Raw genomic sequence first — 13,038 nt, 5'->3', positions numbered from 1 at the left:
TGCCGACTATGAGTAAGGTCGCGGGTTCGGACACGACGTTGCCGGTGGCATCGTTGACCGTCGAAAGCCTGGCGGAGAGCGTGTTGCTGCATCTGCCGGCGCTGACCGACGCGCTGGTCGAGACGATCTACGAGCAGAACCCCGCTTATCGCGAGCTGGATTCGGTGCCACAGCAGGATCTGTGGCGGTCGTGTCATGACAACGTCGCTCGGGTCGTGCAGATGGTCGCCGATGCGAACCCCGGCGTTCGGTACTTCGACGCGGCGCTGGAGACCGGGCGTCGCCGGGCCGAGCAGCGGATGCCGCTGGACGACGTACTGCGGTCGTACCGCCTCGGCGGCCGGCTGGTGTGGGAGGCATTGATCGACGAGGCCCGCGCGCAGGGTGTCGTCGAGTCCGCGGCGCTGCTGGATGTCGCCAGCAAGGTCTGGGAGGTCGTCGACCGCACCTCCGCACAGGTCGCGGCCGCCTATCACGCCGCCGAACGACACCTCGTCCGTGCTGACGAGCGCCGGAGATCGACCCTCTGGGAGGGTTTGCTGCACGGCCGGGCGAAGGATCGCGCGTTCGTGCAGGAGGCGGCGACCGTCCTCGACGTCCCGGTGACCGGCCGATACGCGGTGGTGGCGATCGACAACCTGATCGACGACGACTGCACGGCGGCCTGGCTGGAGCGACAGCTCGCCCGCGTGCGCGTCGGCTCCGCGTGGCAGGTGCGCCCGCAGACGGTCGTCGGCTTGCTTGCCTTGGGCATGGAATCGCCCGAGACGGTGCTCCAGGTCCTGCGCGACTCCGTCCATGCGCCCGCCGGCCTGTCGGGCGTTGTCAACGGACTGGCCGAGGTGGAGATCGCGTACCGGCAGGCGATGCTGGCCCGGCGGACGTTGCTCGCGGGTCAGATCGACGTGGCGGCGCTGACGGACCGGCTTCCCGAGGCGTTGTTGCTCAGTGCACCGGAGTTGGCCGAGCAACTGGTCCAGACCTGGCTGGTGCCGCTGATGACCGTACCGACCGCCGAACGTGAGCTGCTGCTGGACACGTTGGACAAGTGGGTGACCGCGGCCGGATCGGTTCGCCGTACCGCGGATCTCGCGCACTGTCACCGCAACACGGTGATCAACCGGCTGCACCGCATCCATCAGATCACTGGCCGTGACTTGAACGACGACGGGCTCCGGTTGGAGCTCGGCCTTGCGCTGCGTGCTTTCAGGCTGTTCCCGCCTCCGGCGTGACCGACGGACCCCTCTGTGCGTTGTGCACAGTGAAGCCCCTTGAAACGTGGGCATCGCGGCTATCCCGCCGCGCGGCGGCCGGTGCCAGACTGCGTTCCCAGCATTGCTCAAGCACGGAGGTCCTTCATGGCCGGACAAGGTCAGCTCGGGCGGCGTCGCGTCCTCGGATACCTGATCGCGGCACCCACACTCGCGGTCGGCGTGAGCTGGATCGCGGACTCGACCGAAACCCAGAAAGCTGACGCCGCGGTTCCCTCACTGCCGCAGCCGGAGGACATCTTCGACCTCGGCGACCTGCAGAACCTCGCCGCCGCGGCGACGTCCGGCCTGATCACCGTCGAGCTCCGGACCGACGGTACGGCGTTCTTCGCGGTGCCCCGGGCCGAGGTCGGCCAGGGCATCACCACGGCGTTCGCGATGATGGTCGCCGAAGAGCTCGACCTGCCGATGGACAAGGTCGAGATCGGTCTCGCGGACGCGCGGCCGGAGCTGCTGATGAACCAGCTCACCGGCGGGTCGAACTCGATGCGCAGCATGTACCTCCCGGTCCGCACCGCGGCCGCGATCGCCCGGCAGCGCCTGCTCGACACGGCCGCCGCCGAGTGGGGCGTGGGGTCCGGCCGGGTGACCGCTCGCGCCGGCGTGGTGAGCGGTCCGGGCGGCCTGACGGCGACGTACGGATCGCTGGCCAAGGCGGCGGCCAGCGCCACGACGCTCACGGTGACCGCGCAGCTCAAGTCCCCGTCGGAGTTCAAGGTCCTCGGGAAGCCGCGCAGCCGCGTCGACGCCCACGACATCGTCACCGGCCGCAAGCAGTTCGCGATGGACATGCAGGTCCCGAACGCGAAGCCGACCATGGTGGCCAGGCCGCCGACGATCAACGGGACGCTGAAGTCGGTCAACAACCTCGGCGCGCTGCGGGCGATGCCGGGCGTCACCGACGTCGTCGCCATCGCCCACGGCGTCGCGATCCGGGCGGACACCTTCGGTCAGTGCATCGACGCGATCCAGAAGGTCGACGCGACCTGGGGACCGGGCACGGTGGACAACGAGTCCGATGCCACCGTGCTGGCGAAGCTGCGCGCGGCCCAGCTGCCGATGGCCGTGCCGCCGCTGTTGTCGAAGACGATCGACGCCGAGTTCGTGTTCGCCTTCGCCAGCAACAGCCCGCTCGAGCCGGACTGCGCGATCGCGGACGTCCGGCCGGACAGCGCCGAGATCTGGTCCAGCCTGAAGGTGCCGATCGTGGCCCAGGAGGACATCGCCAAACAGCTCGGCCTGCCGATCGACGCGGTGAAGGTGCACGTCGTCCAGGGCGGCGGCTCGTTCGGCCGGCACCTGTTCCACGACGTGGCGGCCGAGGCCGCGGACATCTCGCAGAAGATGGGCAAACCGGTCAAGCTGTCCTGGTCGCGGACGGACGACTTCCGCCACGGCCGTACCCATCCGATGTGTACGTCGCGGGTCCGGGCGAACTACCTGGCCGGCAACGTGCTGACCTACGAGCAGCGGCACACCAGCGTGCAGACCGACTTCGGTCACGGCCTCGGCGAGATGATCACGGCGTTCGCGGCGGATCTGCCGGTGGGCGGCAACCTGTCGTTCGCCGAGACGATCTTCGAGCTCAGCCAGTCCTCGCCGTACAACTTCGGCGTCACCACTCAGCTGCTCAACGAGATCCCGCTGAAGTTCAACACCGGCAGCATGCGCAACATCTACTCGCCGAACGTGGTCTGCGCCGAGGAGCTGGTGGTCGACCAGCTCGCCGCGAAGATGGGCCAGGACCCGGTCCGGTTCCGCCGGAGCTTCTTGAAGGACCAGCGGCTGCTCGCGGTGCTGAACAAGGCGGCCGAGGTCGGCAAGTGGGGCAAGGCGATGCCGAAGGGCACCGCACAGGGTGTCGGCGTGCACTCGGAGTACCGGGCCGCGGTCGCGACACTGGTCGAGATCGACTGCCGGCCCGAGACGGTGAACCGGCCCGTTCGCGACGGCGTGACCGGTCCACGCGTCACCAAGGCGGTGATCGTGGTCGATCCCGGCTTCTGTATCAACCCCCGTGGTCTCGAGGCGCAGATGATCGGCGGTCTGCAGGATGCGATCGCGCTGGCGCTGACCTCGAGCCTGCACATCAAGGACGGCATCCCGCTCGAAGGCAGCTGGGACAACTACTTCTACACCCGCGAGTGGAACTCCCCGCTGGACGTCGAGGTCGTGATCATGCCGAACACCAGCGAGAGCCCGAGCGGCGCCGGTGAGCTGGCCGTCGCGCCGGCGTTCGCCGCGGTCGCGTGTGCCTACGCCAGGGCGACCGGCACGATGCCGACGTACTTCCCGATCAACCACGGCACGCTCGGCTTCGAGCCGCTGCCGCTGCAGCCGTCCACCCCGCAGTCGCCGACCGACGGCCTCGACAACACGTTCTGAGGAATCCATGCCAACGCACACTTTCAAGCTCAACGGCAAGCAGATCAGCGTCGAGGCCGAGGGCAACGTCCGGCTGCTGTGGGTTCTCCGGGACCTGCTCGGCGTCACCGGACCGAAGTACGGCTGCGCCCTGGAGGTGTGCAAGGCCTGCACCTCGCACATCAACGGCAAGGCGTTCAACCCGTGCTCGGTGCAGGTGAAGGACATCGCGCCCACCGACGAGGTCACCACCATCGAAGGGCTGCCGGCGACGGTCGGCAAGGACCTGCACCCGATGCAGGAGGCGTGGCTGAGTGTCGACGTCGCCCAGTGCGGGTACTGCCAGCCGGGCCAGATCATGGCTGCTGTCGCGAAGGTCCGGCAGGCGAAGGCGGAGGGCCGCGACATCACCGACGCGGACCTCGACGAGCTGCGCAACATCTGCCGGTGCGGCACGTACTCGAGAATCCGCGAAGCGGTGAAGGCCGGCGCGGAGCAGATGGGTGCGTGACGTTGTCCAGCACGTCCGTGGGTGGTACGCCGAGGGTGATCGGTTCGCGATCGCCACGGTGATCGACACCTTCCGCTCGGCTCCTCGCCAGCCCGGCGCGGCGATGGCCGTGTCCAGCGTGGGGGTCGCGGTCGGCAGCGTGTCCGGCGGCTGCGTCGAGTCCGACGTGTACGCCGTGGCTGAGGAGGTCGTCCGGACCGGCGTACCGGCGGTCCGTCGGTACGGCGTCTCCGACGAGGACATGTTCGCCATCGGGCTGACCTGTGGCGGTGTGGTCGAAGTTCTCGTCGAGCCGGTAGATGCGGCGTCGTTCGCGGAGTTCGAGGCGGTCACGGCCGCGATCGAGTCGGGTGAGCCGGTTGCGGTTGCGACCGTGGTCACGCCGGGCGATCGTCTTGGCCGTCGCCTGGTCATCTGGCCGGATGCAGTCACCGGCAGCCTGGGCGATCCGGGTTTGGACAACGCTGTGGTCGAGGATGCCGTGGCCATGCTCGACAGCGGTTCCACAGCGATCCGGGAGTACGGCGTCCACGGGGAATGCCGGCGTGCCGAGGTCGCGGTGTTCGTGCAGTCGTTCACACCACCGCCGCGGATGTTCGTGTTCGGCGCGATCGACTTCGCGGCCGCGGTCGCCCGGGTCGGCAAGTTCCTCGGGTACCACGTGACGGTGTGCGACGCGCGTGGCGTGTTCGCCACCCGGCTGCGGTTCCCGGAGGCGGACGAGGTGGTGGTCGATTGGCCGCACCGGTTCCTCGCCGGGGCACTCGACCAGGTCGACAGCCGTACGGCGCTGTGCGTGCTGACCCACGATCCGAAGTTCGACGTACCGCTGCTGGAACTGGCGTTGCGGACCGACGCCGGCTACATCGGCGCGATGGGCTCGCGACGGACCCACCACGATCGGCTGTCCCGCCTACGGGCCGCGGGTGTCACCGAGGTCGAGCTCGCCCGGCTGCTGTCGCCGACCGGGCTCGATCTCGGCGCGCGGACCCCCGAGGAGACGGCGATCTCGATCGCTGCCGAGATCATCGCGCAGCGCAGCGCGGCGAGCGCCCGGCCGTTGTCAACGACGACCGGCCGCATCCACGCGGCCGTCCTCCCGTGAAGTGAGTTGACGGTTGGCCGGGCGGTGCTGTTCGACGTACCCGCCGCTGGGGAGCCGGAGGATCCGGCCGGTCTCGATCCCGTGCGTCGCGATCTCCGCGTCGCGTCGCTGCAGGCCAAGGCAGAGGCGGCGGGTGATCGTGAAGGCGACCGGTGGGCCCAGGATCAGCAGTGCTTGGAACAGGTGGATGAGAGCGTTCACCGAGAGGTGGAACTGGACGGCCATCGTGTCGGCGCCGGCGGCCGCCCAGAGTGTGCCGTAGAAGACGACTCCGGCCACACCGATGCCGGTGCGGATCGGGTTGCTGCGCGGGCGTTCGAGCAGGTGGTGCTCCCGCCGGTCGCGGGTCACCCGCTCCTCGATGAACGGGTAGATCCCGACGAGGGCGAGGAACAGCGTGCAGACCGCGACCGGCAGCAGGATGGCGAAGCTGATGGTCCTGCCCCACCAGACGGTCTCCCAGCCCGGCGCCAGCCGCAGGGCACCGTCCAGGAAGGCGAGGTACCACGCCGGACCGACTCCGGCGGAAGTGTTCGCCGGATCGGCGGGGCCGAACAGCCACACCGGGTTGATGGTGGCCAGCGAGGCCATCAGACCCACCACCCCGGCCACGAAGCAGAACAGGCCCGCGCCCTTGACCACAGCGACGGCTGCCCGACTTCCGACCACGTTGTCCTCGGTTCGCCCGGGGCCCGCGAACTGCGCCGGTTTGTTCCTCAGCGCGAGGACTCCGCCGGCGATGAAGAGCACAACGAGTAGTGCCGGCAGGACGATGATGTGCAGCGGGTAGAACCGGGTGATCACATCGCCCGGGAAGTCCCCTCCGAACAGCAGGGCCGAGAGCTGCGTACCCACGAACGGAGTCGCCTGCAGGACGCCGTCGAGTACGGCGAGACTCGTGCCGGACGCCATGTCGTCCGGGAGCGACGTACCGGTGAGGCAGGCGCCCAGGGTGATGATCAGCAACCCGAAGACGACCAGCCAGTTCAGCCGCCGCGGCCGGCGGAACCCCGCGGTGAAGAACAGCCGCAACAGGTGCAGCAGGATCGCCGCCACCATGATCAGTGCGCCCCAGTGGTGCATCTGGCGGATCAGCAGGCCGCCACGCATCTCGAAGCTGATCTTCATCGTCGAGTCCAGGGCCTGTGACATCTGTACGCCGTGCAGCGGTGCGTACGATCCGTCGTACACAACGTGTCCGGCCGACGGCTCGTACGGGACCATCAGCACGAGTCCGGTGAGCGTCACCACGACGAAGCTGTAGAAGGCGATCTGGCCGAACAGCAGCGTCCAGTGGTCAGGGAACACTCTCGCTCGCAGATCGCGCAGATTGCGCAGATTGGGACCCGGCACGATTCGGCCCTCCTCGGTCATACATACGACCCCGCAGCGACCGGGTTTGTGACGTCCCGTGTCGGACCTCACACAGCGCTAGAAGGTGTTCCGGCGGCGGGCCGCGCGGGGGCGGCCGTCGGGATCGTAGACGTGGTCGGCGAGCCAGCCGGCCCAGAGCGACTCGAACCGGCCGAGGGGCTGCGGGTGATGGGCGCGGATCCGTCCGGTGGGGCGTGGTCCGCGGCGACCGCCGGCGTGCCACTGGTCCAGGGCTGCGGCTGTTGTCCGCCAGTTGCTGAAGCCGGTGATCGGGTCCAGGTCGGGGTCGGGTTCGCCGAGGTGTTCGGACCAGAGCTGTGCGCGGAGGGACCGGGCGAGGTCGGGGGCGTCGATCGCGCAGGTGAGTTCGCTGTCGTTGGTCCAGGAGCGACGGTTGAAGTTGTCCGAGCCGCAGGTCATCCAGGCGTCGTCGACGATACAGACCTTGGCGTGGACGTAGATCGGTACGCCGTCGTCGTTCTCGAGGTCGTAGACGGCGACGCGGTCGGAGTCCAGCCGGTGGAGCGCCTCCAGTTGGGCATGCCGTGCGGGCGGCCCGCTGATGCGGCCGTCCTGGTCCGGGTACCGCGGTACCACCGCGATGATCCTCAGCTCCGGAGATCGTTCCAGCGCTTCCCGGAGCGCTTCGGCCACCGGTTCGGACCACAGGTACTGGTCTTCCAGGTAGATAAGGGACTTCGCCCGGCCGAACGCCTTCAGGTAGGCGCGCGCGATGCTGTGCTCACCGCGTGGTGCGAACGGGAATCCGGGATGCTTGTGCGCGTACGTCCGCAGTACCTGGACGGTGTCCTTCCCGGCCGTCGGCGGATCCGGGAACGCCTCCGGCAGGTCGCCGGGGTGCCGCGGCATCCGGGCCAGCCGCTGCATGACCATCCGGTACGGCGTCCGCCGGTCGAGTGGATGCGGATCGTCCCAGCGCTCGACGAAGGTTCGCAGCAGGTCCCCGACCACCGGACCGTGGATCTCGAGCGTCAGGTCGTGCCACGGCGCCCGGTCGCCGTACCGCGGATCCATCGGTGCGGTCTGCGGATCACCCAGGTGGCGCTCGTCGTCGCGCCGGCCGTGGCACAGATCGATGCCGCCGACGAAGGCCACGTCGGCGGCCGGATCGTCGCGATGCCGGATCACGAAGAGCTTCTGGTGGTGGGACGCAAGCCGGCGTACCCGTTGGTCCAGCAGCACCTCGCCGCCGGCCTCGTTGAGCTCGGTGCCGAGGTGCTGGTTCTCCCGCGAGTTGAAGCTGAGGTGGTCCGAGTGCGAGCGCCACAGGAGCGCCCGGACCTCGACTCCGGACCGGGCGAGGTCGCACAGCACCTCGCCGATCGACGGACCGTCGTCGTACAGCACTTCGTCCGGGTCACCGCGCCAGTCGGTGAAGTACACCCGGTCTCCACGCTGCAGCTTGCACAGCTCGTCGTACAGACGCCGGAAGTACGTCGCCCCGTGCACCAGCGGCCGGACGAGGTTGCCCTCGGACCAGGCACCGTCGGAGTCGATGTCTGTCGCCGGGTTTCCGCGTTCGGCCGCTGTCAGGAACCAGTCGTGCGCCATGGCTCCCTGTGCCCATCAGCTCAGACCTGACGCGTCTGCCAGGCCGGGCTCTCCACATAGTGGTTGTCGTACACGTCGCTGGTCTCCGCGACGTCGGTCCAACTGGTCTCTCCCCGGTAGGCGGACTCGAGCAGGCGGTAGTAGCCGAAGCGGGGTTTGGCCTGCGTGAGGACGAAGAGGACCTCGGCCGGTACGTCGCCGGCGGCCTCGAAGGCGTGCGGTGTGTTCGGCGGGACGAGCAGGAAGTCGCCCTGCTCGAGCGTGACCAGGTCCTCACCGACGAGCACCCGGAGCGATCCCTTCAACACGAAGAACAACTCTGCGGCCTCGCGGTGCTGGTGCGGGGGAGCGCCTTCCTTGCCGGGCCGGAAGATCGAACGGTGGCTGGTGAGATGGCCGTGGGTGTCGGGCACGTCGGCCAGCAACGTGACACCGCTCGCGGACAGAACCTCGGCTTCGTCGGCACGAACCAGAACAGTCATGACAGTTTCTCCTTCAGTTGCGTAGGGCAAAGACATGATTGAGGACATTGAATATCCAGAATCAATGCGTGGGTGAGACGAGCGCCGAGCCGATCAGAGGTTGGCGAACCTGTTGCGGGTGTTGCCCGGGGCGCTCGGGTTGAGGCGGACCACTTCGGCCGCGATGTCGGCGATCGACCTGCTCGCCAGCTCGCGGCGATAGGTCAGCTCGGCGCCGCGCATCGCCTGCGAGATCACGCAGACCTTGGTGTAGTCGGCCCGCGCGTCGGCGCCCGGACCCTCCTTGAGGATCTCCATGCAGCGGAACGCGTCGTCGGCTCCGTCGATCGCGACGACGATGTCGAGCAGGCTGATGTCGCGCGGGTCGCGGGCCAGCTGGAAGCCGCCCTTCGGCCCGGAGACCGAGGTGAGGATGCCGGCCCGGGCGAGTGCCTGGAGCTGCTTGTTCAGGTACGCCGTGGGCAGGTTGTAGAAGGCCGCGAGCCGCTTGGCGGCAACCGCCTCGCCGGACGCCCAGCTGAGATTCACACAGCTGTGCATCGCCCACTCGACGCCCTCGTTCATTTTCATAACCTGGATATTAGATGTCCTGAATAGGTGGCGTCAAGCAGTTCGAGTGGATCGGCGGGGTGCGTCAGACCGCGGAGGCGGTGACTGCGGCGCGTTCGAGGGCGAGGGTCCGGCGCCGGGAGTGCATGCTGTCGAAGGTGAACATGGCCAGCGCGACCCAGACCAGGCCGAATCCGGCCCAGCGCATCGACGTCATCTGCTCGTGGAAGATCAGCAGGCCGCAGATGAACTGCATGATCGGGGCGATGTAGTTCAGCAGCCCGAGGGTCGTCATCGAGATCCGGGTGGCCGCGGCGCCGAAGAGGAGCAGCGGTACGGCGGTGATCGGGCCGGTCAGCAGCACGAGGACGAGGTACCCCGTGCCGTGGTGGGTGACCGTCGCGTGGCCCTGCAGCCCGAGTACGACGATCGCGGCGAGCGCCAGCGGGGCGACGGTGCCGGACTCGACGGCCATCCCCTCGATCGCGCCCGCGCCGGCCTGCTTCTTCGCCAGTCCGTAGCACCCGAACGAGAACGTCAGGATGATCGCCACCCACGGCGGCTTCCCGTTCTCGATCGCCAGTCCGAGCACGGCGACGAAGGCGATCGCCAAGGCGGTCCACTGCAGCGGACGAAGCCGTTCCTTCAGTACGAAGACGCCGAGCAGGACCGTGAACAGCGGCGTGATGAAGTACCCGAGCGAGGTCTCCACGACGTGGCCGTTGCCGACGCCCCAGATGTAGGTGCCCCAGTTCGCCGAGATCAGGAACGCCGCCGCGATCAACGGCCAGTGGCGGCGCGGCTCGGCGAGGAGTGCCTTCACCCGGCCGTACTTCCGCAGTACTGAGACGAGGATCACGATCGTGACCAGCGACCAGAGCACGCGGTGGGCCAGCAGCTCGATCGCGCCGGACTGGTCGAGGAGTTTCCAGTACAGCGGGAACAGGCCCCAGATCAGGTAGGCGCTGAACCCGTAGGTGAATCCTCTTCGCTGTTCCGGCACGGCGTCAGCGTAAGCCCCCGCGACAGTCGCATCCAACAACTTTGCTCATGACGTGAGACGAGGTGCGACGTGGGGCGTGGGCGGGCTGGTGTGATGGGGTTGGATGGTGGTGTGAACACCAGGAGGCACGCGTGGGTGTGAGGACCGGTCTGGTCTCGGTGACGTTCCGTCAGTTGCCGGTCGACCAGGTGGTGGAGGTGGCGGCGAAGTCCGGGCTCGCGGCGATCGAGTGGGGCGGTGACGTGCATGTCCCGCTCGGCAACCTCGTCAACGCCAAACGGGTGCGGAACCTGACCGAGGTGCACGGCCTGCAGATCGCGGCGTACGGCTCGTACCTGCGGGCCGGCAACGTCGACCGGGAGGAGATGCGCTCCGCGGTCGCCACCGCCGAGGCGCTCGGCGCTCCCCGGATCCGCGTCTGGGCCGGCAACGTCGGTACGGCGGAAGCGGGCGTCGGGGACCGGATGGCGGTGACGCGTGGACTGGGCGAGCTGGCCGACATGGCCGCCGGTTCGGGGATCGAGATCGCGATGGAGTTCCACCGCAACACGCTCACCGACGAGGTCGACTCGACGATCACGCTGCTGCTCGACGTCGGCGCATCGAACCTCAAGACGTACTGGCAGCCGCCGGTCGACCTGGACGACGCTCAGTGCCTTCAGCAGCTCGAGGCGCTGATGCCGTGGCTGAGCACGGTCCACGTGTTCTCCTGGTGGCCGTCCAACAACCGGCTGCCGCTCGCGGCTCGCGAGTCCCTGTGGCGCCCGATCCTCGACCGCCTCGCCGCCGAGCCCCGCGAGATCAACGCCCTGCTCGAGTTCGTCGCCGAGGACTCGCCCGAGCAGTTCACCAAGGACGCGGCCGACCTGCACAGCTGGGTCTAGGCCGGCTCGTACAGCGCGATGGCGAGCTTGCCGCCGGTCGGCTTGCCGGCGTTCACGTAGAAGTCGACCGTCTTCGGCTCGGTCTGCGGACTCTCGTCGTGCCACCCGAAGCCGCCGCTCATCGGGCCGTCCTGGTGCGCGTCCAGGCCGTCCCAGCGCGTCCACACCCCGGCGCCGATCCCGACGCTGCCGTACGACCAGATGAACGGCTTGCCGACCGGAGTGGTCAGCTGGACCCGGCCCTGGGTCGCCGGTACGACGACCGAGCGGACGAAGCGGTACTTCGTGCCGTCGGACACCTTCTCCCGGTCGAAGTCGATCCCGTTCTGCCGGACCTGCGGCCCCGGATCGTAGATCGCCACCCCGATCCTTGCCTGCGGCACCGAAACCGGCTTGCCGCTCTTGTCCACCAGGCGGGCGGTCACCCGCATGGGGCGACCGGGCGGTCCCGTCAGCTGCAGCGGCACACTCGTGTCGACCTGGGACTGGTCGCCGGCCGACGTGTACCCGTTGACGGTCGTGCCGTCGCCGAAGCGGACCTGCACGCGGTACTCCGACGGGTTGTACAGGTAGTCCTGCGGCGTACCGACGGTCTGGACGACGACCGCGTGGCTGGTGGGGACGAAGCTCGTCGCGACCTGCATCGCTCCGCGATCGCCGATGACCGCGCCGAGCCTGGTCTGCGTGCCGACCTGCTTGCGGAACTGCAGTCCGCCGAGCACGTAGTCGCCGGGCCGCGTCTGGTCCGGTGGGTTGTTGCTCTCTGACTCGTCGGCGTAGATGCCGACCCCGATCTGCTGCTTCGGATCGTGGACGGCACGTCCCTCGGCATCGACCAGGTCGACGGTGACCTTCGCGGGCCGGCCGATCGGGGCGTCGTTCCAGAGGATGCTCTGGATCGGTACGGCGTTGCGGATCGGACCGCCGTCCCGAGTACATGGACCGGTGTCGACCGTGACGCCGTTGACGCGTACCCAGACCAGCACCTCGGAATCGACCTTGCAGCGGCTGACGAAGCTGATCTCCTTCGACGCCGGGGTCCAGTCGAAGGAGAGCTGGTTCTCGCCGACGTGCCCGGCCCAGCCCTTGAGCAGCTCGTCGCCGTCGAGCTCGCCGGGCAGCGTGAAGCCGTTCTGCGTGTACGACGGGTGCTCGGCCGGGTCGGGTGCCGGGGTGTTGAGCACCCCCGGTACGGCGGTGGCGGCGATCGCCAGCGCTGCCGCGGCCGTACCAGCGGCGGAGATGATCCGGCGCTGCTTGGTCCGGCGGATCTTGTGCTTGACGCCGGGGAGCAGGTCGGCGGGGTGCTGGTCGGTGGAGGCGGCGCGGGTGGCCAGCTCGTCGCGCAGGTCTTGGAGGTTCATCGCGGGGTCTCCAGGTCTGCCGTCGTACCCGCGGTGAGGGCGGGATCGACGCGGAGTTTGGCCAGGGCCTTGGCGGTCTGGCTCTTCACGGTGCCGACGCTGCTGCCCATCAGGCGGGCGGTCTCGGCTTCGGTGAGGTCTTCGTAGAAGCGCAGCACCACCACGATGCGCTGCCGGCGCGGGAGGCGGCCGATCGCGTCCCAGAGGTCGAGCCGGTCCTCACCGTGCGGGACGGGGGACTCCGGCAGTTCCTCGGTCGGTATCTCGCCGTTCCAGCGGCGCCGCCACCAGGAGGAGTACGTCGTGACGAGGATCCGCCGGACGTACGGCTCCGGGTTGTCCTCGCGGATCCTCGCCCAGTGGAACCACGCCTTGGCCAGCGCGGTCTGCACCAGATCCTCGGCGAGCGCATGATCGCGGGTCAGCAGGTACGCGGTCCGCAACAAGCTCTGCGACCGCGCCACCACGAACGCATCGAAGCTGCCCGTGCCGTCGCTGGCCCGCATCCGCGTCACCCCCGTCGTGACTACGCCATCCTCAATGCTCACATGCAGCTGGA

At 68.7% G+C, this 13,038-nt stretch carries 12 protein-coding genes; 5 read left to right on the top strand and 7 right to left on the bottom strand.

The window, feature by feature from the left end; translation table 11 throughout:
• Positions 1-8: 8 nt before the first annotated feature.
• From ACIA58_RS02210 to ACIA58_RS02195, 4 genes are all read left to right on the top strand, one after another.
• Entirely contained in the window at positions 9-1,232 is a 1,224-nt protein-coding gene (locus tag ACIA58_RS02210) for a PucR family transcriptional regulator (RefSeq protein WP_396401757.1), read from the top strand.
• 126 nt (positions 1,233-1,358) lie between these two features.
• Positions 1,359-3,656, top strand: coding sequence for a molybdopterin cofactor-binding domain-containing protein (locus ACIA58_RS02205; RefSeq protein WP_396401756.1), 2,298 nt, complete (start codon positions 1,359-1,361; stop codon positions 3,654-3,656).
• A 7-nt stretch (positions 3,657-3,663) separates the two neighbouring features.
• Positions 3,664-4,146: a (2Fe-2S)-binding protein gene (locus tag ACIA58_RS02200; RefSeq protein ID WP_396401755.1), complete on the top strand. Its 483-nt coding sequence runs from the start codon at positions 3,664-3,666 to the stop codon at positions 4,144-4,146.
• A complete protein-coding gene (locus ACIA58_RS02195; RefSeq protein WP_396401754.1) occupies positions 4,139-5,251 on the top strand; it encodes an XdhC family protein in 1,113 nt (370 codons plus the stop codon). The genes ACIA58_RS02200 and ACIA58_RS02195 overlap by 8 nt, the downstream gene beginning before the upstream one ends.
• Here the strand turns inward: ACIA58_RS02195 and ACIA58_RS02190 are convergent.
• From ACIA58_RS02190 to rarD, 5 genes are all read right to left on the bottom strand, one after another.
• Positions 5,210-6,604: a cytochrome bc complex cytochrome b subunit gene (locus ACIA58_RS02190; protein WP_396401753.1), complete on the bottom strand. Its 1,395-nt coding sequence runs from the start codon at positions 6,602-6,604 to the stop codon at positions 5,210-5,212. The genes ACIA58_RS02195 and ACIA58_RS02190 overlap by 42 nt on opposite strands.
• Before the next feature lie 78 nt (positions 6,605-6,682).
• Positions 6,683-8,197 carry a phospholipase D family protein gene (locus tag ACIA58_RS02185; protein ID WP_396401752.1) on the bottom strand — a complete coding sequence of 505 codons (1,515 nt, stop codon included), beginning with the start codon at positions 8,195-8,197 and terminating at the stop codon, positions 6,683-6,685.
• Positions 8,198-8,217: 20 nt separating this feature from the next.
• Positions 8,218-8,679, bottom strand: coding sequence for a cupin domain-containing protein (locus ACIA58_RS02180; protein WP_396401751.1), 462 nt, complete (start codon positions 8,677-8,679; stop codon positions 8,218-8,220).
• 93 nt (positions 8,680-8,772) lie between these two features.
• Entirely contained in the window at positions 8,773-9,249 is a 477-nt protein-coding gene (locus ACIA58_RS02175; RefSeq protein ID WP_396401750.1) for an RrF2 family transcriptional regulator, read from the bottom strand.
• Positions 9,250-9,313: 64 nt separating this feature from the next.
• On the bottom strand, positions 9,314-10,231 hold the full coding sequence (gene rarD / locus ACIA58_RS02170) for an EamA family transporter RarD (protein ID WP_396401749.1): 918 nt from the start codon (positions 10,229-10,231) through the stop codon (positions 9,314-9,316).
• 131 nt (positions 10,232-10,362) lie between these two features.
• Here rarD and ACIA58_RS02165 point away from each other — a divergent pair, with 131 nt between their 5' ends.
• Complete coding sequence (locus ACIA58_RS02165; protein WP_396401748.1) at positions 10,363-11,115, top strand: sugar phosphate isomerase/epimerase family protein; 753 nt, start codon at positions 10,363-10,365, stop codon at positions 11,113-11,115.
• On the opposite strand, the gene ACIA58_RS02160 is transcribed toward ACIA58_RS02165, so the two are convergent.
• Positions 11,112-12,479, bottom strand: coding sequence for a hypothetical protein (locus ACIA58_RS02160; protein ID WP_396401747.1), 1,368 nt, complete (start codon positions 12,477-12,479; stop codon positions 11,112-11,114). The two genes, ACIA58_RS02165 and ACIA58_RS02160, sit on opposite strands and share 4 nt — an antisense overlap.
• Positions 12,476-13,027 carry a SigE family RNA polymerase sigma factor gene (locus tag ACIA58_RS02155; protein ID WP_396401746.1) on the bottom strand — a complete coding sequence of 184 codons (552 nt, stop codon included), beginning with the start codon at positions 13,025-13,027 and terminating at the stop codon, positions 12,476-12,478. The genes ACIA58_RS02160 and ACIA58_RS02155 overlap by 4 nt, the downstream gene beginning before the upstream one ends.
• Positions 13,028-13,038: the final 11 nt, after the last annotated feature.

The organism is Kribbella sp. NPDC051586 (assembly GCF_044453965.1).
Lineage (GTDB): Bacteria > Actinomycetota > Actinomycetes > Propionibacteriales > Kribbellaceae > Kribbella.
This window is presented reverse-complemented; position numbering and strand designations above follow the sequence as displayed.